Source organism: Methylotenera sp. (assembly GCF_029946165.1).
GTDB lineage: Bacteria > Pseudomonadota > Gammaproteobacteria > Burkholderiales > Methylophilaceae > Methylotenera.
This window is the reverse complement of the sequence record NZ_JAQSDZ010000001.1, coordinates 328,175-354,417: the sequence shown is the minus strand read 5'-3', so window position 1 is coordinate 354,417 and position 26,243 is coordinate 328,175. Positions and strand designations below refer to the sequence as shown.

Sequence of the window (26,243 nt, the reverse complement as noted above, 5' to 3'; positions counted from 1 at the left end):
TTGATAGAAAAATAGAACGAATTTACATGAACTGAATCACAACAAGGGTAACATCAGTAATACAGCTGGTGCTACGTAGTTTTTATTTAACTCCAAGCAATAGGAGACATCATGATTCAAAAAGGGCAAATGTTACAAGACCCATTTCTTAACGCTTTACGCAAAGAACATGTCGCTGTATCCATCTATCTCGTTAACGGCATCAAATTACAAGGTCAAGTTGATTCCTTCGATCAATACGTGATTTTGCTTAAAAATACTGTCACTCAAATGGTGTATAAGCACGCTATTTCAACCATCGTGCCAGCGCGCATGGTGAATGTTACCTTGCCAGAAGATGAAGCTTAATCAGGACTGGTAAATTAACCGTTGAAAGATCTGTTTGAAAGACCGAGTGGCGGCGATGCCGCCATTATGGTGAGTGTTGATTTTGGCGATAATGATTACGAAGAAAGCTTAAACGAACTTCGTCAACTCAGCATTAGCGCGGGCTTGTCTGTACGCGGCACAATTGAAGGTAAGCGCGCTACACCAGATGCCAAGCTTTTTATTGGAAGTGGTAAAGCAAATGAGTTGGCGCAGATGATGCAGGCCAGTGAATCTAATATTGCAGTGTTTAATCATGATTTATCTCCCTCGCAACAGCGTAATTTGGAACGCTTGCTGAAAGCCCGCGTGGTAGATAGAACTGGTTTAATTCTAGATATATTCAGTCAGCGTGCGCAAAGTCACGAAGGTAAATTACAAGTTGAATTGGCGCAGTTAGAACATTTGTCTACGCGCTTAGTGCGAGGTTGGACACACTTGGAGCGTCAAAAAGGTGGTATTGGTGTTCGTGGCGGTCCTGGCGAAACGCAGTTGGAGTTAGATCGTCGTATGTTGCGTATACGCGTTAAGCAGTTGCGTGAAAAGCTCATTAAGCTTAAAGCACAAAGGGGTATGCAACGCAGAGCGCGTAAGCGTTCTAATGTGATGACCGTTTCGTTGGTTGGTTATACCAACGCGGGTAAATCTACAGTGTTTAATCGCTTAACCAAGGCAGATATTTACGTTGCTGACCAATTATTTGCCACACTTGATACCACCACACACAAAATTTTTATCGCAGAAGCTGGTTCTGTCGTACTTTCCGACACAGTTGGATTTATTAAGCATTTGCCACATGCTTTGGTTGAGGCATTTGGGGCAACCTTGGAAGAGGCCGCTCAAGCAGACTTGTTGTTGCATATCGTCGATACTGCAAGTACAAACCGCGACGAGCAAATTGCCCAAGTTAATAAAGTGTTGCTGGAAATCGGTGCAGCCAATGTGCCGCAGATTTTAGTACACAATCAAATTGACAGAGTCGGTCTACCGCCCTCTATCAGCCGAGACGAATATGGTAGAATCACATCCATACATGCATCGGCTATAACAGGTGAAGGAATGGATTTGTTAAGATTGGCCATGGCGGAACATAGCCAATATTTGCAGAAACTAAGCACTGAAGAGAGCGCTTATGCCTAGTCGTCAATTTATGGCGTTGAGTTGAATGCAACTCGAAATGCCTTATGTGGTGAATTTTAGCTTTAAATATATTTGTATGATTAAGTTTCTTTGGAGTTTTAAATGATTAAATTTCCCGGATGGTGGCAACGCAATAATGAAGGTCCACCAGATTTAGATCAAGTGATGCGTGATTTAAGCCGCAAGATAAATAATATGTTCGGCAAAGGCGGTGGTAATCAACCTGTAAATGCGAATGGTGGAAACATAAACTTTCCTATCCTGCCAATTATCGCTGTTATAGTCTTGATATGGCTTGCTACTGGATTTTATATGGTGGATTCAGGTTCAAAAGGCGTGGTTCAGCGTTTTGGTGAAATGACTGATGAGGCTACAGAGCCTGGTCCACGCTGGCATTTACCGTACCCTATTGAAAAAGCGACTGTAGTGAATATGGAAGAAGTGCGTCGCTTAGAAGTGGGTTATAGAACGGTTGGCGAAGGTGGCGGTGGAAAAACCAAACAGCCTCACGAAGCTTTAATGCTGACCGAAGATGAAAACATTATTGATTTGCAATTTGCAGTGCAATACAACCTCAATAACGCTAAATACTATTTGTTTAATAATCGCAATACAGATGATGCGGTGATGTCAGCTGCTGAATCAGCGATTCGCGAAGTAGTGGGTAAAAATAAGCTAGATGATTTATTACAAAAAGGTTTGGCTGATACTTCTCAGCGTATGCAGACAATATTAGACAGCTATAAAACTGGCGTCCATATTATTAGTGTCTCTTTACAAAGTGCACAGCCGCCTGAGCAAGTTCAAGAAGCTTTTGAAGACGTGAACCGTGCAAACCAAGATAATCAGCGCCAAGTGAACGAAGGCCAAGCGTACGCGAATGACGTGATTCCTAAATCACGTGGTAAAGCATCAAGACTATTAGCGGAAGCTGCTGGTTATAAACTTAAAATTGAAAGTGAAGCTCGCGGTAATGCTAGCCGTTTTGAGCAAATCTTAACGCAATATAATAACGCGCCAGATGTAACGCGCCAACGCTTGTATTTAGACGCGCAGGAGCAAATTTTATCTAGCGTGAGCAAAGTTGTGATTGATCAAAAGGCTGGCAGTATGATGTACTTACCGTTAGATAAATTAATGGGCAGTAACGCTGCTGCTGCACCTCAACAATCTCAATCCTTACAATCACTCAATACACCAGCCGCTTCTGTAGCTGATCCGTCGGTAGATCGCTCGCGAGATGCTTTTCGCAGCCGTGACAGAGAAAGTAGATAGGCGAATATGATGAAAAATATAAAAAATATTTTAGCGTTAGCATTGGTAGGCTTGGTTTTCTTATCAACTTCAGCGTATACGGTAGATCAAGCTGAGTTTGTAGTAGTGAAGCGTTTGGGCGAAATTGTTTCTGTAAAAAAATCCCCAGGTCTTTACTTTAAAATGCCTTTTATAGAGGATTTAAAGAGATTTGATAACCGTATTGTGACTTTAGATTGGGAAGAGCCAGCCAGATTTGTTACAAGTGAAAATAAATATATGTTGGTCGATTCATTTGTAAAATGGCGCATCATCGACCCAGCAAAATATTATGTTTCAATTAAAGAAGGTGGCGAATCTGCCGCAGAAAATCGTCTTTCAAACGTGGTAAATGCTGGTTTACGAGCTGAATTTGGTAAACGCACAGTGCATGACGTGATTGCTGGTGAACGTAGTGCAGTGATGGATAGTTTACGTAAAAGTGCCGACTTAGAAGCGCGTCAAATGGGTATCGAAGTGGTAGATGTGCGCTTAAAACGTGTGGACTACTCTGAAGATATTAGTAAGTCAGTGTTTGATCGTATGATTGCTGAGCGTAAACGTATTGCCAATCAATTACGTTCCGAAGGTTCTGCAGCTTCCGAAAAAATTCGTGCAGATGCGGACAAGCAGAGCGAAGTGATTATCGCCGAAGCTTATCGCGATGCACAAAAAACTAAAGGTGAGGGCGATGCCTCTGCAACGGCAATTTATAATCAAGCTTATGGTAAAAATCCTGAGTTCTATGCATTTTACCGCAGTACTGAGGCATATAAAAACAGCTTCAAAACTAAGAGCGATGTGATGGTGCTAGATCCTGGTTCTGACTTTTTCAAATACATGCGTAGCCCAGCTAAGAAATAAACAACTTAACTATGGGTAACACATTGCTAATGGCATTAGGCCTAATGTTAATATTAGAAGGCCTATTGCCATTATTGTTGCCACAAGCCTGGCGAGATACTTTTAAACGCTTGATAGAGCTCAAAGATGGTCAATTACGTTTTGTTGGGTTAATGTCAGTAATTGGCGGTTTAGTATTATTTTGGTTAAGTAAATGATGATTGATTAAATTAAATATTGAAGTCGTTTGTAAGTGCGTTGTAACGACCTTAATAAAAAAAGTGATGATAAAAAATGCGTAATTGGTTACTCCCAGAATATATCGAAGATGTTTTACCTGCTGAAGCAGCTCGAATTGAGACATTGCGTCGCTCTTTGTTAGATTTATTTAAAGTGCATGGCTATCAATACGTTATTCCTCCGATGTTGGAATACATGGAATCATTGATTACAGGCGTAGGCCACGATTTAGATCTAGCGACTTTTAAAGTGGTTGACCAATTAACAGGCCGTTTGATGGGCGTGCGAGCCGATATGACGCCGCAGGCTGCGCGAATTGATGCGCACTTATTAAATCACCAAGGTATTACCCGTTTGTGTTACGCAGGAAGTGTTCTGCGTACTAAGCCAGATGGCTTAGCGCAGACGCGTGAACCGTTACAGTTAGGTGCCGAGCTATATGGTCATGCTGGCATTGCTAGCGATATCGAAATTCAGCGTTTACTTATTAAAGCCATGCAAGGAATTGGTATTGACCAATTACATATAGATTTTAGCCATGTGAATATATTCGGTAGTTTGATTGAAGCGAGCCAAATTGCGCCACAATTAGAGCAAGAGTTGTATGCTGCCTTGCAAAGCAAAGATCAATCAAGCGTTGCCGAGCTCGCACAAGATTTGGATAAAACTACTCGAGAAGCTTTATTGCATTTAACTGAGTTAAATGGTGATCAATCTATTTTGGGTAAAGCAGAAAAAGTGTTACCTAATACCCCAGCAGTTAAAGAGGCTCTGGCAAGTTTAAATCAGGTGAGTGCTGCGCTAGAAAATTTAAATGTAACTGTTAGTTTCGATTTAAGTGAGCTACGTGGCTATCACTACCATAGTGGAATTGTGTTTGCTGCATATGCAAAAGGCTATAAAGGCCCATTAGCGCTAGGCGGACGATATGATGAGGTTGGTCAAGCCTTTGGTCGCGCACGTCCTGCAACAGGCTTTAGCTTAGATTTACGCGGGGTAGTTACCGCCTTGCAACCAGCTAAGCCAAACATGGCGATATTTGCACCAGCGAATGATGATGCCAGTTTATCTGTTAAAATTGACAGCTTGAGAGCTGAAGGGCAAATCGTGATTCAAGAGTTGTCAGGTTTTGAGTCAATTCTTGAGGAACTTAATTGCGATAGAAAGCTTGTACATTATAGCTCTGGCTGGCATGTTGTGGCTTTAGATAAAGTTTAAATTAGACAAGATTAAGCAGACAATCAGACAGCATTACCTCAAATATAAATAAATATTCAAACTAAAATTATAAAGTAAACGTTATGGCAAACAATGTAGCAAAAAATCTTTCAGCAAAAAATGTCGTCGTTATAGGCACTCAATGGGGTGATGAAGGTAAAGGCAAAATCGTTGATTGGTTGACTGACCATGCGCAAGGCGTCGTGCGCTTCCAAGGCGGCCACAATGCGGGACATACATTGGTCGTAGGGCAGGGCGATGCTCAACGCATTTACAAACTTAATCTTGTGCCTTCTGGTATCGTACGATCAGGCATTAATTGCTATATCGGTAATGGCGTTGTTTTAGATGCAGGTCATTTGCTAGGTGAAATCGCCGCACTTGAAAAAGATGGTTTAGAAGTTAAAAGCCGCCTAAAAGTCAGCACTGGCTGCCCATTAATTTTAAGTCATCACGTCGCAGTGGACGTTGCGCGTGAAGCTAAACGTAGCGCAGATAAAAAAATTGGTACGACAGGCAAAGGCATAGGCCCAACTTACGAAGATAAAGTGGCACGTCGCGCTTTACGCGTTTATGACTTGTTCTACCCAGAGCGTTTTTCAGAAAAACTAAAAGAAGTGATGGATTATCACAACTTCGTACTGACTAATTACCTAGGCGCGAAAGCGGTTGATTTTAATCAACAATATGATGCAAGCATGCAGCATGCAATCGCCTTAAAACCAATGATTAGTGACATTTCTGCTGATTTATATGCCGCTAATGCACGTGGTGAAAATCTATTGTTTGAAGGTGCGCAAGGTACCTTGCTTGATATTGACCACGGCACTTATCCGTATGTGACTTCAAGCAACTGCATCGCTGGTCAAGCTTCAGCAGGCACAGGCGTTGGTGCCAATATGTTGCATTATGTGTTAGGTATCACTAAGGCTTACACAACACGCGTTGGCGGCGGCCCTTTCCCAAGTGAGTTGGATATTGATACGGCAGGCGCACCTGGCACACAAATGTCAGTCAAAGGCCAAGAAATTGGCACGGTAACTAAACGTAAACGTCGTTGCGGTTGGTTTGATGCTGCGGCTTTACGTCGTTCAGCGATGATTAACGGTCTAACAGGTTTGTGTATTACTAAGTTAGATGTATTAGATGGCATTAAAGAACTTAATATTTGTACGGGTTATGAGTTGGATGGCAAGAAAATTGACTTACTTCCAATCGGTGCGGATGACGTTGCAGGTTGCAAACCGATTTATGAAACTGTGCCAGGTTGGACAGAAAACACCTTTGGCGTAAAAACATGGGATGGTTTGCCGAAAAACGCGCAAAACTACTTAAAACGTCTAGAAGCGCTATGTGGCGTGCCAGTTGCGATTGTTTCTACAGGTCCAGAGCGTGATGAAACCATTGTAGTTGAGCATCCGTTCGCTTAATACTAGGCAACTTAAGCAATGGAGAACTCAGAAACACAGCGCTTAGCATGGGCTATTACAGGTTCTGGGCATTATTTGCGCGAATCTTTAGCTGTGCTGGCAACACTAGAAAATGTTGATATTTTTCTAAGCAAAGCAGCTTCTGAAATCATTAAGCAATACGGCTTTCAAGCGCAATTAGATGCCACTGGCCATAGAGTTTATCAAGATAAAACAGCAAGCAGCGTGCCTGTTGAGTTGTTTTATGAAGGCAAATATCACACGCTGGTGATTGCTCCTGTCACTTCAAACACGATTGCTAAAATGGCCTATGGATTTTCAGATTCGTTGGTGACTAATCTATATGCGCAAGCTGGTAAAACACGTGTCCCGAGTATTATTTTTGCGTGTGATACTGCGCCAGAGCTTGAGTCTGAAGCGCCGCGTGACAATGTGGTTAAAGTTTATCCGCGTAAAATTGATTTAGACAACGTCGCAAAATTGGCTGATTTTGAAGCAACACAAGTGGTGGCTGACATTGCTGCGCTTACACATGCAATTCATGTGCGCTTAAATGAAATCTGTAAATAAAGATAGCAAGTCCGCAGAAAATTTACTGTTTCTAACAGGTAAATTGGCTGAAAAAAGCCTGCATAAAATATTAGCTGAAGTCCAAAGTAATCCTAAAACCCCGCCCTTCAAATATCGCATTCAACAAATTGGTGTTTCAGTCGCCGCGCTCATGACGCCTGAATTAATTGCTCGCAGACTTAAAGAAACCGGTGATGCGGACAAAGTGATTTTGCCTGGATTATGTTTAGGTGATATTAGCCAGTTGGAGGCGCAGTATGGCGTACCTGTTGAACGTGGCCCTAATGATTTAAAAGATTTGCCGCAGTATTTTGGTCATGCAGGAGTCACGCCAGATTTGAGCCAATATGACGTGCAGATTTTTGCGGAAATAGTAGATGCGCCGTTCTTAAGTGTGGATGGCATCATTAGAAAAGCCCAGCAATATCGGTCGCAAGGTGCGAATGTGATTGATTTGGGTTGTTTGCCAGCGGTGCCATTTTTACACTTAGCAGACACCGTAAAAGCGCTAAAATCCCTAGATTTTAAAGTCAGTGTCGACTCTCTCAATACCGAGGATTTACTTACTGCAGGACACGCAAGTGCAGATTTCTTGCTTAGTCTCACAGAAAATACTCTATGGGTTGCAGAGGAAGTGGCTTCTACGCCAATACTCATTCCAGCCAAACCACACAGCTTGCCTTCGCTCTATCGGGCGATTGAGGCTTGCTTGAAAATGGGTAAGCCATTTATTGCCGATGCGATTTTAGATCCGATTCACTTTGGCTTAACCAATTCAATTGTACGTTACCAAAAGCTTCGTAAAAAGTATCCTGATATTCAAATTATGATGGGTATTGGTAACCTGACAGAGCTCACCGACGCTGATACGACAGGTATTAACGCGCTGTTATTTGGCATGATTAGTGAGTTGAATATTAATGCCGTATTGGCTACTTCGGTAAGTGCGCACGCAGTCAATGCTGTTGCCGAAGCCGATATTGCTAGGCGTATGATGCATGCGGCAAAAAATGATGATAGGTTGCCGCGTGGCTACACTAATGGCTTGCTTGGTTTGCATGATAGACGCCCATTTACCTATACTGCTGATGAAGTGAAAGAAATTGCGGGTATGATTAAAGACCCGAGCTTTCGTATACAAGTCACTGAAAACGGCATGCATATTTATAACCGGGACGGGGTGCATGAGAGCAATGATCCCTTCGCGTTATATCAGCATCTAAAGGTGGATAATGATGCCTCACATGCATTTTATTTAGGGGTAGAGTTGGCGCGAGCGCAAATTGCATGGCAACTTAAGAAGCGCTATGTGCAGGATCAAGAGCTCGAATGGGGCGTGAATACCAAGCCACAAGAGCAAGCGAATAAAACTGCGCACCGCGAAGCTTCAATTAAAGAACGAAAAGAAGCTGGCAAGAAGGCTTAATCAAGATGATATTAGAAACTATTATTAGCACCATTAATAGCCAAGGTGATGCCCATGTCACGCCATTTGGCATACAAATGCAGGATGGCTTAGTGGTCATTTCACCTTATAAACCTTCTGCCACGCTAGAGAATATTCTCGCTACGGAACATGCGGTGATGAACTTAACCGACGATGTGCGTGTATTTGCAGGTGCATTAACTAGACGGCAAGCTTGGTCGCTGACACCAGCCGAGAAGATAATGGGTTACAGACTGACAGAGTCATTGGCACACAAAGAATTAAAGTTAATCAAAATTAATGAAGATGCGCTGCGCCCGCAACTTTTTTTAGAGGTGATACACGAAGTGCATCATCAGTCATTTATGGGTTTTAATCGAGCACAAGCGGCGGTGATTGAACTTGCTGTACTGGCAAGTCGCTTAAATATGTTAGCTAAAGATAAGGTGCTCTCTGAAATGCAATACTTGCAAATTGCAATAGATAAAACCGCAGGTGAGCGTGAGTTACAGGCTTGGACTTGGCTAACAGAAAAAATAGAAAATTTTTATGCACAACAAGCAGGTGAGAACTACGCATGAATGCCCCCATCAACACAATACTTAACGAAACTATCTCAGCTACGGTTAATCATGCGCAGTTAATAAAAACTCAGCTATTAATTAGCGTGACTACTACAGAAGAAGCGCAAATCGCCTTGGAAAATGGCGCCGATATTATTGACTTAAAAGAGCCAAGTTTGGGCGCTTTAGGCGCTTTACCTATAGCAACAATTCAAACGATTGTGACTTATGTAAAAAACACAAAAAATACAGACATTAAACTTACCAGCGCCACGATAGGTGATTTACCTATGGAGCCAGAGTTATTATTAGCCCATGTTGCTAAGTTAGCTGCAACTGGAGTGGATATCATTAAAATTGGATTTTTCGAAACTGATGACTACCAACCATGCCTAGAAAGGCTTAAATCATTAACGCAAGCTGGCGTAAGGCTCATGGCGGTTTTTTTTGCGGAAATCACTTATCCGCAAGGTCTGATTGCCGCCATTAAGCATGCAGGGTTTATGGGGATTATGTTAGATACTGCAAATAAAAATGGACTTACTTTGCTTGATTATTATTCATACAAGCAAAGAGTTGAGTTTGCCGAAGCTATACTTGGTCATGACCTGCAATTTGGACTGGCTGGCTCATTAAAGCTACAACATGTAACTTTAATAAAAGAATTAAATCCTACTTATATTGGTTTTAGAGGTGGGGTTTGTGATGACAATCAACGCAATCTGGCTCTCGATGCAGCTAGAATTAAAGCTGTTCGTCAAATGGTGTAGGTTTGTTGTAAAAATACAACTGAAACATTGCAATAACGTTGATTTATAAACATTTTTGGTTGCGCTAAATAAGAGTGGTGCGTAATATCGGACTTAATGAAATTTTAGATTTTGATAGACCCAGAAGTAATTAAATTAGGAGTAAAGACGAATGAAAAAAAATCTTATTAATCTAGCAGTTGCAGCATCACTTAGCATTGCAGCATTTGCTGTATCAGCTGAAGATATGTATCGCGGTGCTTGGTATCTTGTTCCTGGCGTAAGCTACATGAACACAGAGAATGATTTAGATGCTAACAATGGTGGTGGCGCTTTTATTAAATTAGGTAAAGAATTAAGCCCAAGTTGGGATATTCAAGGTGGACTAGGTTATAACCGTGCATCTGAAGATACTGGCATTGCTGGTGCAGGTGGTCGTTATAAACAAACTACTTTAGGCTTAGATGCTTTGTATATGTTTAGCCGTGAGAACTTCCGCCCATTCTTGTTAGCAGGTTTAGGCGCTGCGCGTAATAATGTGGATTACAACGGTATTCCTAGTCTTCAAGATAAAAGCAAAACTTCTTGGTTAGCTAACGTTGGTCTAGGTGCGCAATACCTATTCAATGATACATTCGGTTTGCAAGCGGATTTACGTCACCAATGGACTCGCTCTAATGCTAAAGCTCCAGGTACTACATTTGATGCAGATGGTTCAGTGGGCAATACATTATTCAATCTTGGTGGTATCTTACGTTTTGGTGCTCCAGCCCCTATGCCTGTCATTGCAGATGCAGAACCAGCACCAGTAGCCGCTATTGAGCCAGCTCCAGTTGAGCCAGTGCCGGCACCAGCTCCTGTAGCATGTAAACCAAACCTTGAAACTGTAACGGTAAGTGCTGAAAAATTATTTGGCTTTGATAAAGCTAAACTACAAGATGGCGCTAAACCAATTTTAGATGAAACCGTTGCTAAAATTAAAGCAAACCCAGAGTTAAGCGCAGTCATTGTGACTGGTCACACTGACCGCATTGGTTCTACAGCTTACAACCAAAAACTTTCAGAAAAACGTGCTGCAATTGTTAAAGAATACCTAGTTTCACAAGGTGTTGACGCAGCAATGATCACTTCTGTTGGTAAAGGTGAATCTGAACCAGTTGAGGCATGTAAAGGTGTAACAGGTAAGAAGTTAATCTCTTGCTTAGCTCCTAACCGTCGTGTAGTAATTACAGGCGAAGCTACAAAAGAAACAGGCTGTAACTAAGCTGCAATAGATAAGTCTTAATAGACTAATTAAATAACCCCGCAATTGCGGGGTTTTTTATTGGTCATTTTTAAAGTTAAGTGCAAAACTTAAGTTCTAAATTTATAACTTTAATCGTTATAATAAGCAGATGAAAAAACAAGTTGACTTAGTCATAGAGGCGCGTTGGTTATGTCCAATCATCCCGAAAAACACGCTTTTAGAATATCAATCCGTTGTCATTCAATCTGGAATGATTGTTGATATTTGTGCAATTTCTTCAGCCGCTGAGATTTATCAGGCAAATGAAGTTGTTGAGTTAACCGAGCATGTACTTATTCCAGGCTTAATTAATTTGCATACACATGCTGCAATGAGTTTGATGCGCGGTATGGCGGATGATTTGCCGCTGATGACTTGGCTGAATGAGCAGATTTGGCCTGCTGAACAAATTGTATTATCAGAAAAGTATGTGCAAGATGCTACATTATTAGCTTGTGCAGAAATGTTAAGTGGCGGCATTACTTGTTTTAATGATATGTATTTTTACCCGCGTGCAACCTCTGTTGCGGCGAGCCAAGCAGGTATTCGCGCAAATCTAGGCTTAGTAGTTTTAGAGTTCCCAACTGCCTATGCGACTGACGCTGCTGACTACTTACAAAAGGGCTTTGATGCACACGATAGTTGGCGCGGCAATCCATTGATTTCCACTTGCATCGCTCCACATGCGCCTTACACAGTCTCGAATCAAACTTTCGAAACTGTGCTGACATATGCCGAGCAACTAGGACTTGGTATACATACGCATCTACATGAAACGCGTGATGAAATTGCGCAATCTCAAATACAATTTGGTTTAAGGCCAATACAGCGATTGGCGCAATTAGGATTATTAGGCCCTAACTTTCTAGCGGCACATGGCGTGCATCTACTTGATAGTGAGATAGAGATGTTGGCTGAATTTGGATGTCATATCGCACATTGTCCTAGCTCTAATTTAAAGCTTGCAAGTGGCATTGCACCAATATCCAAGTTATTAGCTAAGGGTGTGAATGTTGGGTTAGGGACGGATGGCGCTGCCAGTAATAATCGATTAGATATATTTACTGAAATGCGTTTAAGTGCGCTGTTGGCAAAAGGGATAAGCGAAGATGCAACAGTTATTCCAGCACATCAGGCGCTAGAGATGGCAACGATTAACGCCGCTAAGGCGATGGGATTAGAAGATAAAATTGGTTCGATTGAAATAGGTAAGTTAGCAGATTTAACTGCGGTAAAATTGAGTGATCTCACTATAAATCCATGTTATGACCCCCTTTCACATTTGGTCTATACCTGCGGACGTGAGCATGTGAGCCACACTTGGGTTGCTGGTGAGTTGCGCTATAGCAATGGTCTTTATGCCAATATTGAACCATTAGAATTAAAAGAAATCATCCATACATGGCAGCCAAAACTCCAGCAGCATAAACATTAATGTATAGATATTGCCGAATAAAACAAAGGTCAGCACAAAGATGAATACAGAGTCGATTCCAGAAGTTAATGCTGAAGTTAATCCAGCACAATCAGTTAATGCCGATCATTTAGAGCTGCAAAAGTTTGGTGAACTCGCACATAAGTGGTGGGATAAAAACAGTGAGTTCAAGCCATTGCATGAGCTTAACCCATTGCGGCTTGCTTGGATTGATGAGTTGGCCAGCTTGAAAGGCAAAAGAGTGCTTGATGTAGGTTGCGGCGGTGGAATTTTATCTGAGTCTATGTATTTTAAAGGTGCCGAAGTTGTGGGTATAGATTTAGGCGAAAAGGCGCTCAGCGTTGCGAAATTGCATCAATTAGAGAGCGGTGCAAAAGTTGATTATCAATACATTGCCGTAGAGCAACTAGCAGCGCAAGCCCCTGCCAGTTTCGATGTGGTGACCTGCATGGAAATGCTTGAGCATGTGCCTGATCCAGCTTCAATCGTTGCGGCTTGTGCACGACTAGTAAAACCTGATGGCTCGGTGTTCTTTTCGACCATTAATCGTAATCCTAAAGCGTATTTATTTGCAGTGATTGGCGCAGAGTACTTGTTGAACTTGTTGCCTAAAGGTACACATGATTATGCTAAATTTATTAAGCCATCAGAATTGGCTAGTTGGATTAGGACGGCAGATTTGAATGTCACTGCCATGCGCGGCATGAGCTACAACCCAATCACTCAACATTACAGCTTAGGTGATGATGTTTCAGTTAATTACATGTTGCATACCATTAAATCAGCCGCATGAAGACCGTTCTATTCGACTTAGACGGTACCCTAGTGGATACCGCACACGACTTAGGTTTGGCTTTAAATATACAGTTGGCACGTTATGGCAAGCCTGCGCTTGCACATGATGTTATTTGGCCTATAGCATCGCATGGCTCACGTGGGTTATTGGCGCTAGGCTTTGGTATTACCCCTGCAGATGAAGATTTTGAAGTTAAAAAGATCGAGTATTTAGATTTGTACGAAACAGTCTTTACCAGTCAGCCGATATTGTTACCGGGTATCAATGAGTTACTTGATGAGCTAGACGCGCGCGCGGTTAAATGGGGCATCGTTACCAACAAACCGCGTCGCTTTTCCGTAGATTTAACTAAAGCCGTTGATATGGGCAGTAAAAGTTTGTACGAACGTTCTGCATGCTTGGTCTGCGGCGATGATGCTCCGCAGCCTAAACCAGCCCCCTATACTTTATTGATGGCTTGTGATGAAACTGCAACGCAGGCAAGTGATTGTATCTATGTAGGCGACGCCGAGCGAGATGTGCAAGCGGGTAGGGCGGCTGGTATGAAAACCGTGGTGGCTTTGTTCGGCTACATTGCGGAAACAGACAAGCCGCTTGAATGGAATGCCGATATAGTGATTAAAGCACCTAAGGATTTACTCAGTTATCTAGATTAAGTATTTTACAGTGGAGTTGCATTAAGCAACATTGCGCCGCTCCATCATGGCTTGTGCAAGCGTGCCGCTATCTACATATTCAATTTCACCGCCCATCGGCATACCACGAGCGATACGGCTGGTTTTGATGCCGCGAACTTTAAGCAACTCGCTAATATAATGCGCTGTTGCCTCGCCTTCAACGGTGTAATTAGTAGCAAGAATCACCTCGTTTATTAGACCATCCTGCGCACGCTTGATAAGTTTGTCTAAGTGAATTTCTTTTGGGCCTATGCCGTCAAGCGGCGATAATCGACCCATTAACACAAAGTACATACCATTATAAGCGTGGGTATTTTCCAACATTAATAAGTCTGTAGGCATTTCCACCACACACAGCAAATTTTTATCACGGCTATCAGCAGCGCAAAGCGGACATATAGGCTGTTCGCTAAAAGTGTTGCACAACTTGCAATGGTCAACGACCTCTAAGGCGGTTTCTAATGCTTCCGCTAGCGCGCCAGCGCCGTTTCTATCTCGTTGTAATAGATAATAGGCCATGCGCTGCGCAGACTTTGGCCCTACACCTGGTAAACAGCGCAAACTATCAATCAACTGTTCAAGTGCGGGTGGATTTTTCATTAACAGTGTGAGAAATAAAATCGGTAAAATTAGAACGGCAACTTCATGCCTGCAGGCATGTAGTTTGCCATACGTGCTGAAGAAGTTGCTTCTGCTTTAGCAGTTGCGTCTTTAAGTGCAATCACGAGTAAATCTTCTAAAGTTTCTTTGTCATCCATGATGCTATCATCCAAAGTCACGCGTTTTACTTCGTTTTTACAAGTCATAAGAACTTTAACTAAACCGTTGGCAGCAACACCTTCAACATCGATATTAGCTAACTCTTCTTGTGCCTTTTGCATATTTGCTTGCATTTGCTGGGCTTGCTTCATTAAATTGCCCATTCCACCCTTCATCATTTTGCTCTCCTTAAGTTATTACTTAGTTAATGTTATTAATAAAATTTTTATTTTTTAGACTGGTTTAATTGAGTTTTGGATAATCGTTGCGCCAAACTCGTTGATTAAAGCCTGCACAAACCCATCTTCTTCAATGGCGCTTTCAGCGCCAGCTTGCGCCACGGCTTTTTCATGCGCTACTTCTTTTGCTGGTGTGTTTACGCTACCTTCTACGCTAAATTCCAAGCGGATTTTTCTGCCGAAATGTTGCTGTAAAGCCGCGCTTAATTTGTCCTGATACATCGGGCTCAGTAAGCCCTTGTCTTTATCTTGCACAGCAAAGCGCATTGTGTTTTCGTCATAGCTTAGTAGCGCACTATTGAGCGCTAGGTTACGCGCTAGACCAAGCTTTAGTTGGTCTAGCAAACCACGCCAATTGCCATTGAATTGAATTGGATTTGCAGTTTCAAAACCCTGCTCAGTGGTATCTTCACTGCTTGATACTAAGGCTGGTTCTGCAACTTCTTGGATAGTTGGCGCAGTCACTTGCTGGCTATAACTTTTCTCGGAACTCGGAGAAGTTTGTTGTTCTGTTGCTTCTACAATTTGAGCTTGCACAATTGGCTGTGACGCCATTGCTGGTTTAGTTTCAATAACTGGCGTACTTATATTAGCTACATTAATATTAGCTACACTTGGGTTAGCTGTAATCGCGTTACTTGTCGAGTTTTTTGTTAGAGGTCTTTTTGCTTCACTTTCACTGGGTGTAAAAGCCAACATGCGCAACAAGCTCATGGTGAAGCCAGCAAATTCATCTGGCGCCAAGCTAATATCACGACGACCTAATAATGCTATTTGGTAATAAAGCTGCAGTGTTTCTGGAGAAATGCGTTGTGCCAAATCCAATAACTGATTTCGCTCAGGCAAGTCATCTGCAATGCTATCTGGCACGGTTTGCGCAACTGCGATTTGATGCAGTAATTGTGCTAAATCATTTAAAGCAACTTCAAACGATAGGCTACGTTCTTCCATAGACTTAGCCTGCGCAATAAGGCTGGCGCCATCTTTTGCTAATAGTGCATTAATCAGTTGGTACAAATAACTTTGGTCAATTGCGCCCAACATTGCGCGTACTTCAGATTCGTTCACGGTTTGACCGCCGTAAGCAATGGCTTGATCGGTCAGTGATAGTGCATCACGCATACTGCCTGCTGCAGCGCGGGCGATGAGATGCAGTGCAGTTGGTTCAAAAGGGATGTTTTCTTGCCCAAGAATATTTTGCAAATGTTCAATAATAGACGTGCCGGACATTTGGCGTAAATTGAATTGCAAACAGCGCGATAGCACTGTGACTGGCACTTTTTGTGGGTCAGTAGTCGCAAGGATGAATTTAACGTGCGCTGGTGGTTCTTCCAGCGTTTTTAGCATGGCATTAAACGCACTTTTAGACAGCATGTGTACTTCATCGATGATGTACACTTTAAATCGACCTGAAGTAGGCGCGTACTGAGCATTATCCAGCAGATCACGCATTGCATCGACTTGAGTATTGCTAGCCGCATCCACTTCAATCAGGTCTACAAAGCGACCTCTATCAATTTCTGTACATGCGTCACACACACCGCAAGGTTTAGCAGTAATGCCTTTTTCGCAATTGAGGGATTTAGCTAAAATACGCGCCACCGTTGTTTTGCCGACGCCGCGTGTGCCCGTAAATAAATAAGCGTGATGTAAACGATTTTGTTCAAGCGCGTTGGTCAGCGCACGCACTACGTGGTCTTGCCCTACTAAGGTTTCAAATGATTTCGGACGCCATTTACGGGCTAAGACTTGATAAGACATAGGCTCAACTTTAGCTGAAAATTTAGATTACGCAATGTAATTCACATGTAGCAACAATCAGGTTGGCCAAAAATCTAGGCTGCCCAAAATAAAGAGGCGAGCCCTTACCCCGGCACTTGCTTAATAGTTGTGGCTGCTTGCTTCCGCACCTGACCAGATTGGCTACTTCACAATGCGGGGAGGCCCGCCAAACGCAATTTTACAATACTTTGAGGCATAATCAGCAAAGCTTCAAAGAATATTTTTTAAAATAGACAGATAAAAGCATTCCTAAGTTGGCATTTGATTTTTTTACATAAGTTGGAAAATGCTAGCTATATCAATTTTAAATTGTAATAAATAAACTTTCATTAAATTTATTTAATATAGAAATTATCAATTAACCAAGCCATGGCTAACCCAAGTAAACCTAAACTAGCACCGCTAGATATAGCGCGTGAAACCTTTAAGCAAATGGCATTGCGCCGCGTTGTTCCTACACCAGATAATTACCTGCTTATATATAATGAAATAGCGGGCATTACTGCAAAAGAAACTGCTGAAGTAGCCATTAGAAAAGTACTTAAGCAATTGCCAAATGAAACCACAGAACAAAGTAAATGGATTAGTCGTTGGGATAAGCTATTAAAGCAGGAAAACTGGGCTGACTTACCAGCATTATTGAACGACAGCATGGATGCCAACGTGGCCTTATCCAAGCAATGGCCAGATGCTATTCGAGAACTTGTTCAACAATGGGATGCAAAGCAAGTTGGTTTAGATGTAGCTAGAAAAAAAGAAGCGTTAGAAAAACTGCTTATTAACTTTGGTAACGATCCACTTTTAGCACAAAAATTAAAGGCCCTGACCAAAAACTGGAAAGAGTATGGTATTGCAGACGCATCTAGTTCTAAAGCAATTGAAGTTTTGGCACCAACCGACCTTAAACCAGAAATTAAGCCGCTTAATTTGGAAGGTAACCTTTTAGGTAACTCAGATATTCAAACACCAGCTTTGGGAAATTCTGATTTAATCTCATCAAGTTTGGCATTGTCTGAAATCCTTCATCCTGGTTATGAGCCAGACCAGTTTCAAGAAACATTTCGAGCATTGCAAGATATGTTAAAGCAATCACTTAATCACGGTTTAATCCCGCGATTAGATGGATATCCAGACTTAAAAGAGGAGGCTGAGCAGATATTTTCTCTGTCTGAAAAGGCACGCAAACTAAAAGAGTGGCAAGCTATCGTTAAGCAATTTAGAGCACTATTGGTGAGAGTCGAGATAATTGGCGCAAATGAGGAGGGTATTAAGCAAGATTTATTGAGTTTACTTAAATTGCTAATTGATAATATTGGTGAGTTAGTTGCAGACGATCAATGGGTACGCGGACAGGTAACTACAGTACAAACCATCATATCGGGCCCCTTAGATAGAGCATTGATTGTCGATGCAGAGAAAAGTCTGAAAGAAGTCATTTTTAAGCAAGGCATGCTTAAACATAGTTTGGCTGATGCTAAAAATGCATTCAAAAGTATGATTGCTACGTTTGTTGACCGCCTTAGCCATATGACTAACTCGACCGATACTTACCAAAATAAAATAGGACAGTATGCTGATAAGTTGGAGGAAGCAGAGGATATTGCACAAATTAATATTTTGTTAGAAGGTTTAATGAAAGATACGCATACGATGCAAACCGATATTGTGCGATCTCGGGACTCAATGATGCAGCAGAGTGCAGATGTCGAGGTCGCGCAACAGAAAATACTACATTTACAGGCTGAGTTATCTGAATTAAGTGAAAAAGTATCAATAGATCAACTGACTGGCGTACTTAATAGACGCGGTCTAGATGAAGCTATGCTGCGAGAGATATCACGTGCACAACGTGGTGCTAACTCACTATGTGTGACATTGCTAGATATTGATAACTTTAAACATTTTAATGATAACTATGGTCACCACGTGGGTGATACTGCCTTGCAGCACTTAGCTAAAGTGATACGAGAAACTTTACGCCCCACCGATATTACTGCCAGATTTGGCGGGGAAGAGTTCGTCATATTGTTGCCAGACACTAGTATTGAAGAGGCTGTTGAGAGTATTTCACGACTACAGCGTGCTTTGACCAAACAATTCTTTTTAGGTAATAATGAACGATTGTTAATCACTTTTAGTGCGGGTATAGCTTTATTTAGGCAAGCGGAAGAGCAAGCCACCGTGTTGAATAGAGCTGACCAAGCGATGTATCTTGCTAAAAAATCTGGTAAAAATCGTGTTATGACTGAAATTGATTTAGAAAAATCTCGCAAAAACCAGTAGCTTCCTATTCGCGACTTTATTATAGGTTGCTGAATTTATCTTATTAAATTCAAGCATTAAAAGTATATTTGAGTTTAAATTAATAATTTAGCAATTGTAGTCAAATTTGAATTAGGATGAGTTTTAACTGATAATATTTAAATGTGTAAATACTTTATAAATGGTTTCTAATTTGTCTCAATTGCCAACCCCCTCTCTACTACCAGACACTTCTTTACTATTAGACGCCCTATTACTTGGCGTGACGGAGGAGGTATATGTGCTTAATGTATCTTCTATGCAGCTGGTTTATGTGAGTGATAGTGCACTTAAGAATACCGCTTTCGATATTGATAGTTTGAAAGAGCATGATTTAATTAGTTTATTTGGCGTGAGTGAAAGCACGCTAAAAAGTCATGCGCAAAGCCACCGACATCATTCCTATTTTGTTGAATTATTACAAGAGCACGTGTCTATGATTGGTAAACTTCAGCAGAACAAGTTGCGGCTTAAGGTTTTACAGTCAGCTCAACAAGACTTTATGTTAATCATTAAAAATGATGCTGCCGAAACTACAGCAGACCATGAAGATGGCGAAGCCAGCGATAAGAAAGAGCTATTTGAAAATGAAACACGCTCTCAAACGATGGTTGCTAATACTCCAGGTCTAGTTTTCCAATTTCAATTGGACAGTAATGGTCAAATGAAATTCATCCATCTTACCGACGGTTGCAAAGCTTTACTTGGGTTAAATGCAGAAGATCTAAAAGAAGATTCAAGCTTGTTATATTCCATGATGAATGCACGAGATCGGGGCATGTTGCGTAAACTTCTTGAACAATCAATGAACAATCTTAGTTTGATGAATTGGGAGGGAAAAGTTTGGATTGATGGTTGGCAAGATAATAAATGGCTTGATTTGCGAGCTGTGCCAAGGATGTTAAGTACTGGTGTGGTGCAATGGGAAGGCATTATGACCAATATCACGCAAAGCAAAAATGCTAAGCATGAGATTGAAAAGTCGAGGCGCGAACTTGTAGAGTTAACCGCCCATATGCAAAAAATTAAAGAACAAGAGCGAAGTGCAATCGCGCGGGAGATTCATGATGACCTCGGTGGCAATCTAACTGCCATTAAAATGGGGCTTTCTTCCATTATTAACAAACTGTCAAAAGGTCAGAATGTAACTATTGAGCAGGCGCAAGGTTTGGAATCTATACTCGATAGTACTTTTGATGCAGTTCATAGAATCTCTAGTGATTTAAGACCTAATGTCTTAGATTTGGGTATTGTTGCGGCTTTAGAGTGGCAAGCCAAAGAGTTTGAAAAGCAGCTAGGTTTAAGCTGTAAATTCACATGTAATCAGGCAGAAATTCCCGTGTCCACTGATCAAGGAATCACTCTGTTTAGAATTTTTCAGGAGTCATTGTCCAATATTGCGAAGCATGCTAAAGCTACCCATGTGGATGTGGATTTGAGCGCTTTTGCGCATGAAATTATTTTGATGATCACTGATAATGGCGTGGGAATTAAATCTAGTGACACCTTGAAATCCAATTCATTTGGTTTGCGAGGTATGCGTGAGCGGGTTGCTGCATTGCACGGTACATTTTCAGTGCAACAGTCTAATAAGCAGGGCACGGTAATAACTATTAATTTACCAACTGAGTAGTTAATAATCAATACTCATAATTCCTAAAAATTAGGTTTCAGCATATAAATTAAGTCTAACTTGCGTCACTTTTATATTGAATTCGTCACTTTTTCATATTTCGTTCAAATTACGACTAATTACCCTCCACCTATTTGAGCCCTAAAAAATTATAGTATTTTTTAGGTTGAATAGATGCAATAAAAAAAGCAGCGTAATTTTTAATAGTAGAAACTGTTGCAAGGCCATTGTGGCGCTTTGTATTGTGTCGTATAGTTGTGCAATTAGTATTCAAATAAGCATGAGTAATCTCGGTATACGTAGTCAATTACTCCATGTCAAACATTGAGTTTTAAATTCAAATGCCTCAAATCCTTGGCTGGCACACAGTTTGCTTGTAAATCCTTAGATTGACTACTTAAAGTTTGTTTTGAATATCAAGTTTGTCATTATCACTATTATTTGCTCGGATATCAGCATGACGAAAAGTAACAAAATTAAAGTAATTATTGCCGATGATCATGCCATTTTAAGAGCAGGTCTTAAGCAGATTTTGGCCGAAACAGATGATATTGTGGTAATTGCAGAAGCTGAGAATGCCGCTGAAGCTATCAAGCTAGGTTGTCTCCCTGGAGCAGATGTAATTTTGATGGATATTGCCATGCCCGATCGCAGTGGTATGGATGCATTGAAGTATATTAAACATGTCAATCATCAAATTGCGGTGTTGATGCTATCTATGTATAGAGAAGATCAATATGCTGTACGTGCCCTAAAATCAGGCGCTGCGGGATATGTATGTAAGCAAACGGCTTCGTCAGAACTGGTGAATGCTATTCGTGTGGTGGCTAAAGGCAAAAAATACATCTCATCAGAAGTCGCGGAGATTTTAGCCAACCAGGTCGGCATGGAAACTGAAAAAGCGCCACATGAAAGCCTTTCTGATCGTGAATTTCAAACCATGACATTGATAGCCTCGGGCTTTTCTGTGGGTGAAATTGCCGAGAAGCTCGCATTATCTGTAAAAACTATCAGTATGTACCGTACTCGTCTGCTTGAAAAATTGAATTTGCGCCACAATGCTGAATTAACCCATTACGCAATTAAAAATCATTTGGTCGATTAGTTTACTGAATCAGTTCGGCTGGTTAACTTAGCAAATCAAATCTGCATTAAAGAGCCTGTCAAAAACTTCCGCACAGCAGTATTTGGCTAAAGTTAATTTAGCTTACTTTTATCCCTCTATTTCACACATCTAGCACTCGCATTATTTTCGATAATGTCATCATTACGGCAAAAACGTTTTAAAACTTTAGTTTTAATCGTTTAGCTAATCAATACCGCAGTTAGTCAGTTTGTTAATGATTCTGTTAGATGATGCATGATGAAAAAGGGTGGGCGATGAGTGCCTCTAAGAGCAACAATAAGTCAGATCTGAATACTAAGAAAAATTCGGGAAAAACTTTTGCTGGCGTTAAAAGTACAGCTAAACCAACGCATTCAGAAATTAATGAATTGGTCGCAAAATTTAATCATGGGCATTTGGGAGAAAGTGAGAAACTTGCGCTTAAGCTCACGCAAAAATACCCAACTGATGGATTTGGTTGGAAGGTCTTAGGCGCTCTGTATCAAGATCAAAATTTACTTGAAAAAGCATCTGTGGCTTTAAAGAGCGCAGCCGCATACTCACCCAAAGACAGTGAAGCTCAATATAACTTGGGCAATTATTATTATGATCAGCAACTGCTTAGTGAAGCGGTGGATTGCTACAAAAAAGCCGTTGAACTCAATTCAAGCTTTGCGCAAGCTTATTACAATCTTGGTAGCGTTCTCAAAGAGTTGGGATTATTGGCAGAAGCGGAAGCGAGTTATCAACAGGCATTAAAAATAAATCCAAAACACACAGAAACGTATATTAGCTTAGCGCAGATGCTTTATGAGCAAGGGCGTTATGAAGAGGCCATTAAGCATTATCAGCAGGTGATAAGAGTTCAGGCAGACTTTGTTTCTGCGTATGTAAATATAGGAGCATGCTACAAGGCATTGGGTAATCTGCAAGATGCCATTGTTAGTTATCAAAAAGCCATTGAAATACAACCAGATCATGCCGATGCTTTAAACAACTTAGGCGTTGCGTTAAAAGAGCTTGGCAATATTATCAAAGCAGAAGAATGCTATCGAAAAGTAATCGCGATTAATCCAGAATATGTGCCAGCTTACAATAACCTTGGCATTTTGTTAAAGGACTCTGGGCGAAAAGTAGAAGCAGAATCTTATTATATGAAAGCGCTGGAAATAGACCCTTTGCGCGCTGTCACCTATAGTAATTTGGCTGTTTTACTCAGAGAGTTGGGTCGTTTTGTTGATGCTGAGGTATGTTGCCGAAATGCCTTGAAAATCACACCGAATTACGTCGATGCTTATAACAACTTGGGCTTGGCTTTAGATAGTCAAAGTAGATTTATAGAAGCAGTTGGAGCTTTCGAGCAATCTCTTGAATTAGATCCCAACAATATTTCTGCCCTGAGTAATTTCAGTGTCACGTTAAATACTATAGGCCAACTCACCAGAGCTGAGGCCTATTTAAAAAGAGCACTTGCACTTTCGCCACAGTTTATCAATGCACACATTAATTTATGCGTTAACTATTTAGCGCAGGGCCGCATTAAAGAGGCTGAAAAGGTCTGTGTTCAGGCTTTGAAAATTCAGCCCGATAATGTCGATGCACAGAGTAATTTGCTATTTTCAATGAATTACTCTGCAGATTATAGTGTGGAAGATTGTTTGGAAAAAGCTCGTCAATATGGCATTGGAATATCTGCAAAAGTAGAAGCGCCATTTACCTCCTGGTTGCATGAGCCAACTGCAGAAAAGCTACGCGTAGGGTTGGTTTCAGGTGATTTACGTCAACATGTGGTGGCTTACTTTTTAGAAAATTTCGTTAAACATGTCGATGTTTCTAGTATTGAGCTCATTGCTTATTCAACGAGTAATCAAGAAGATGAAGTGACCGCAAATCTTAAACCTTACTTTTCTGGATGGAAGTCACTGGTAGGCTTGAATGATAGTGAGGCGGCAGCACTTATTCATAATGATGGTTTGCATGTGTTGCTCGATTTATCAGGGCATAGTTCAGGTACGAGATTACCTATTTTCGCTTGGAAGGCAGCACCATTGCAAGTCAGCTGGCTTGGGTATTTTGCGACGACTGGTTTAACTGCGATGGATTATTTCATTGCAGATGAAGTTGGCGTTCCTGAGAGTAATCGCTCTCAATTTGTAGAAAAAATTAAATATTTACCAGACACTAGATTGTGTTTTACCGCGCCTGACACAGAGGTCTCGGTTTCAGCTTTGCCAGCACTTAATAATCAATTGATTACATTCGGTTGCTTCCAAAATATGGCGAAGGTGAGCGATGAAGTGCTGGATTTATGGGCAGAAGTTTTGATTGCGGTGCCAAATAGTCGGTTGCGTTGGCAATATAAATCTTTCAGTGATGCGGCAGTAGCCAAAGACCTAAAAAATCGATTAGAAAAACGCGGCATTGAAGCTAACAGAGTTAATTTGTTAGGAGCCGTAACGCGAGAGGCTTATTTAGCAGCACATCATGAAGTTGATGTGATACTTGACACGTTTCCATTCAATGGTGGCACAACGACATGTGAAGCCTTATGGATGGGCGTTCCGACGCTGACGCTTGCTGGTGACCGCCTAATTGCGCGTCAAGGCGCTAGCTTATTAACAGCGGCGGGTCTCTCAGATTGGGTTGCAGAAAGTCAGTCTGAATATATCAATAAGGCTAAAGCATTTTGTGGTGATTTAAGTCAACTTGCTAATTTAAGGTCAAGCTTAAGAGCGCAGGTGTTAGCTTCGCCATTATTTGACGCACAATGTTTTGCAAAGAACATGGAAAAAGCGCTATGGGAAATGTGGGCTGAGAGTCAGGGGTTGGAATGCAAGTTTGGTAAAAACCAGCTGGTAACAGACTCTGAGCATGACAAAAATCCTAAGCAGCCAATAAAGCTCGATGTTGAAGTTGTCAGCGCTACGCGCTATTCAGAAACGGATTTCTGGGCTAAATCAGCTTTAGGTCTATCTTTAAAACGGCATCTTAAACAAGATGCCAGATTAAGTGCGCATATTTCTTTTGAGAACACTCGTGGTTTATCCGAAGTATTTAATGACCGAATTGAGCAGCCAGACAAAGATGCAACGTTAATATTTATTCATGATGACGTTTGGATAGATGAGGCAAACTTCGCCGACTCAGTGCATAAAGGCTTAGAGAAGTTTGATGTGATTGGGATTGCAGGCAACAAACGTAAACTACCAAACCAACCCGCTTGGGCATTCGTAGACCTTAATTTCACTTGGGACGATAAAGCCAATTTAAGCGGTCAAGTTGCGCACAGTAAAAATGCATTCGGTACCGTGGAAGTTTTTGGCGAGGCTCCAGCCGCATGTGAGTTATTGGACGGCGTTTTTCTTGCGGCTAAAAAATCTAGTTTAATTGAAGCAAAAGTTAAATTTGATCATCAGTTTGATTTCCATTTTTATGATTTGGATTTTTGTCGTACAGCAAGGCAAGCAGGCTTAACGCTGGGCACATGGTTAATCAAACTTACCCATCAAAGCGCAGGAGCTTTTGGCACGCCACAATGGCGAGAAAAACATCAAAAATATATCAATAAATGGGAAGCACCTCAACTGGATACAGCAATGACAAACAATACGGTAGCAAATGATGTTGGTATTCAGGTTAATCAAGAGTTACAGCAGGTTATCAATGAAGTATTAGAGATGGCGGTAAAGCATCAAGACGCAGGTCAAATAGAACAGGCTGAAATGCTATATCTTGAAATTTTGGGTATTCAAGCTAATCACGCAGATGCAAACCATCATTTGGGTGTGATAGAGACGCATCTAAAAGGCGCTCAGGCTGCTTTGCCAAGGTTTGAAATTGCAGTGCAAGCTCAGCCAGACAATGAGCAATACTGGGTCAGTTATATCGATGCAATTATGCAGTCTAGTCCAATAGAAGCCGCTATTTCAGCTTTAGAGTTGGGGCAAAAATATGGCCTGAGAGCGGAAACAGCACAAATGTTGGCGGCAGATTATATGCAGACCTATGAGGACAATTTGCGTTTAAGCAAAGAAGCGCCTGCGACAGTGACCAAGAAAATACTTAACTTAAAAATTCAGCATGAATTAAAGGAAACCTCTTAATGACAACCGTTTACATTGGCATGACGGTTGATATTCTGCATCATGGACATATCAACATCATCGAGCAAGCCAGAAAATATGGCGATGTTACCGTTGGTTTGCTCTCGGATTCCAGAGTTAGCTAGTCTCAATAAACCTAAAAGAATCATGGTCGATATGTCGGCAACTTTGATTCGTTACGGCCATATTTGCTTGCTAAGAGCAGCCAAAAAACTTGGTACGGTCATCGTGGCATTAACAACAGACGATGAAATAGCACTAAAAAGGGTTATTCATCTGAGCTTAACTTT

At 41.4% G+C, this 26,243-nt stretch carries 23 protein-coding genes and 1 other RNA gene; 20 read left to right on the top strand and 4 right to left on the bottom strand.

Features of this window, described 5'->3' with window-relative positions:
- Positions 1-111 precede the first annotated feature (111 nt).
- From hfq to PSV17_RS01465, 15 genes are all read left to right on the top strand, one after another.
- Positions 112-348: an RNA chaperone Hfq gene (hfq, locus tag PSV17_RS01535; RefSeq protein ID WP_300478893.1), complete on the top strand. Its 237-nt coding sequence runs from the start codon at positions 112-114 to the stop codon at positions 346-348.
- A gap of 30 nt (positions 349-378) precedes the next feature.
- A complete protein-coding gene (hflX, locus tag PSV17_RS01530; protein WP_300479050.1) occupies positions 379-1,506 on the top strand; it encodes a GTPase HflX in 1,128 nt (375 codons plus the stop codon).
- Between the two features lie 102 nt (positions 1,507-1,608).
- Positions 1,609-2,781 (top strand): FtsH protease activity modulator HflK, encoded by a 1,173-nt coding sequence (hflK, locus tag PSV17_RS01525; protein WP_300478891.1) that lies wholly within the window; start codon positions 1,609-1,611, stop codon positions 2,779-2,781.
- Between the two features lie 9 nt (positions 2,782-2,790).
- Entirely contained in the window at positions 2,791-3,663 is an 873-nt protein-coding gene (hflC, locus tag PSV17_RS01520) for a protease modulator HflC (protein ID WP_300478888.1), read from the top strand.
- An 11-nt stretch (positions 3,664-3,674) separates the two neighbouring features.
- Entirely contained in the window at positions 3,675-3,860 is a 186-nt protein-coding gene (locus PSV17_RS01515) for a DUF2065 domain-containing protein (RefSeq protein WP_300478885.1), read from the top strand.
- 76 nt (positions 3,861-3,936) lie between these two features.
- Complete coding sequence (locus PSV17_RS01510) at positions 3,937-5,100, top strand: ATP phosphoribosyltransferase regulatory subunit (RefSeq protein ID WP_300478884.1); 1,164 nt, start codon at positions 3,937-3,939, stop codon at positions 5,098-5,100.
- Between the two features lie 83 nt (positions 5,101-5,183).
- A complete protein-coding gene (locus tag PSV17_RS01505; protein WP_300478882.1) occupies positions 5,184-6,530 on the top strand; it encodes an adenylosuccinate synthase in 1,347 nt (448 codons plus the stop codon).
- Between the two features lie 18 nt (positions 6,531-6,548).
- Positions 6,549-7,100 carry a flavoprotein gene (locus PSV17_RS01500; protein WP_300478879.1) on the top strand — a complete coding sequence of 184 codons (552 nt, stop codon included), beginning with the start codon at positions 6,549-6,551 and terminating at the stop codon, positions 7,098-7,100.
- Positions 7,084-8,526, top strand: coding sequence for a DUF6513 domain-containing protein (locus PSV17_RS01495; RefSeq protein WP_300478876.1), 1,443 nt, complete (start codon positions 7,084-7,086; stop codon positions 8,524-8,526). The genes PSV17_RS01500 and PSV17_RS01495 overlap by 17 nt, the downstream gene beginning before the upstream one ends.
- A 5-nt stretch (positions 8,527-8,531) precedes the next feature.
- Positions 8,532-9,107, top strand: a complete 576-nt coding sequence (locus PSV17_RS01490; protein ID WP_300478874.1) for a DUF447 domain-containing protein — start codon at positions 8,532-8,534, stop codon at positions 9,105-9,107.
- A complete protein-coding gene (locus PSV17_RS01485) occupies positions 9,104-9,859 on the top strand; it encodes a (5-formylfuran-3-yl)methyl phosphate synthase (RefSeq protein WP_300478872.1) in 756 nt (251 codons plus the stop codon). Before PSV17_RS01490 ends, PSV17_RS01485 begins: the two co-directional genes overlap by 4 nt.
- A 151-nt stretch (positions 9,860-10,010) precedes the next feature.
- On the top strand, positions 10,011-11,102 hold the full coding sequence (locus PSV17_RS01480) for an OmpA family protein (RefSeq protein ID WP_300478870.1): 1,092 nt from the start codon (positions 10,011-10,013) through the stop codon (positions 11,100-11,102).
- Positions 11,103-11,232: 130 nt separating this feature from the next.
- The gene (locus PSV17_RS01475) at positions 11,233-12,558 is read left to right on the top strand and encodes a TRZ/ATZ family hydrolase (RefSeq protein ID WP_300478868.1); all 1,326 of its coding nucleotides are present in this window, start codon (positions 11,233-11,235) and stop codon (positions 12,556-12,558) included.
- A 40-nt stretch (positions 12,559-12,598) separates the two neighbouring features.
- Positions 12,599-13,351 (top strand): bifunctional 2-polyprenyl-6-hydroxyphenol methylase/3-demethylubiquinol 3-O-methyltransferase UbiG, encoded by a 753-nt coding sequence (gene ubiG, locus PSV17_RS01470; RefSeq protein ID WP_300478865.1) that lies wholly within the window; start codon positions 12,599-12,601, stop codon positions 13,349-13,351.
- The gene (locus PSV17_RS01465) at positions 13,348-14,010 is read left to right on the top strand and encodes an HAD-IA family hydrolase (protein WP_300478862.1); all 663 of its coding nucleotides are present in this window, start codon (positions 13,348-13,350) and stop codon (positions 14,008-14,010) included. Before ubiG ends, PSV17_RS01465 begins: the two co-directional genes overlap by 4 nt.
- Positions 14,011-14,031: 21 nt before the next feature.
- Here the strand turns inward: PSV17_RS01465 and recR are convergent, their stop codons facing one another.
- The 4 genes from recR to ffs all read right to left on the bottom strand — a co-directional run bounded on the left by recR (position 14,032) and on the right by ffs (position 16,979).
- Positions 14,032-14,631, bottom strand: coding sequence for a recombination mediator RecR (recR, locus tag PSV17_RS01460; protein WP_300478860.1), 600 nt, complete (start codon positions 14,629-14,631; stop codon positions 14,032-14,034).
- 29 nt (positions 14,632-14,660) lie between these two features.
- On the bottom strand, positions 14,661-14,969 hold the full coding sequence (locus tag PSV17_RS01455) for a YbaB/EbfC family nucleoid-associated protein (protein WP_300478858.1): 309 nt from the start codon (positions 14,967-14,969) through the stop codon (positions 14,661-14,663).
- 54 nt (positions 14,970-15,023) lie between these two features.
- Complete coding sequence (gene dnaX / locus PSV17_RS01450) at positions 15,024-16,790, bottom strand: DNA polymerase III subunit gamma/tau (protein ID WP_300478856.1); 1,767 nt, start codon at positions 16,788-16,790, stop codon at positions 15,024-15,026.
- Positions 16,791-16,882: 92 nt separating this feature from the next.
- Positions 16,883-16,979: signal recognition particle sRNA small type (ffs, locus tag PSV17_RS01445), an RNA gene on the bottom strand.
- A 201-nt stretch (positions 16,980-17,180) separates the two neighbouring features.
- Here ffs and PSV17_RS01440 point away from each other — a divergent pair.
- The 5 genes from PSV17_RS01440 (at position 17,181) to PSV17_RS01420 (ending at position 26,078) form a co-directional block, all read left to right on the top strand.
- On the top strand, positions 17,181-19,094 hold the full coding sequence (locus PSV17_RS01440) for a GGDEF domain-containing protein (RefSeq protein WP_300478853.1): 1,914 nt from the start codon (positions 17,181-17,183) through the stop codon (positions 19,092-19,094).
- 172 nt (positions 19,095-19,266) lie between these two features.
- Positions 19,267-20,745, top strand: coding sequence for a sensor histidine kinase (locus PSV17_RS01435; protein ID WP_300478850.1), 1,479 nt, complete (start codon positions 19,267-19,269; stop codon positions 20,743-20,745).
- A gap of 457 nt (positions 20,746-21,202) precedes the next feature.
- Positions 21,203-21,850, top strand: coding sequence for a response regulator transcription factor (locus PSV17_RS01430; protein WP_300478848.1), 648 nt, complete (start codon positions 21,203-21,205; stop codon positions 21,848-21,850).
- 275 nt (positions 21,851-22,125) lie between these two features.
- A complete protein-coding gene (locus PSV17_RS01425) occupies positions 22,126-25,953 on the top strand; it encodes a tetratricopeptide repeat protein (RefSeq protein ID WP_300478846.1) in 3,828 nt (1,275 codons plus the stop codon).
- Positions 25,953-26,078: an adenylyltransferase/cytidyltransferase family protein gene (locus PSV17_RS01420; RefSeq protein ID WP_300478844.1), complete on the top strand. Its 126-nt coding sequence runs from the start codon at positions 25,953-25,955 to the stop codon at positions 26,076-26,078. The genes PSV17_RS01425 and PSV17_RS01420 overlap by 1 nt, the downstream gene beginning before the upstream one ends.
- Positions 26,079-26,243: the final 165 nt, after the last annotated feature.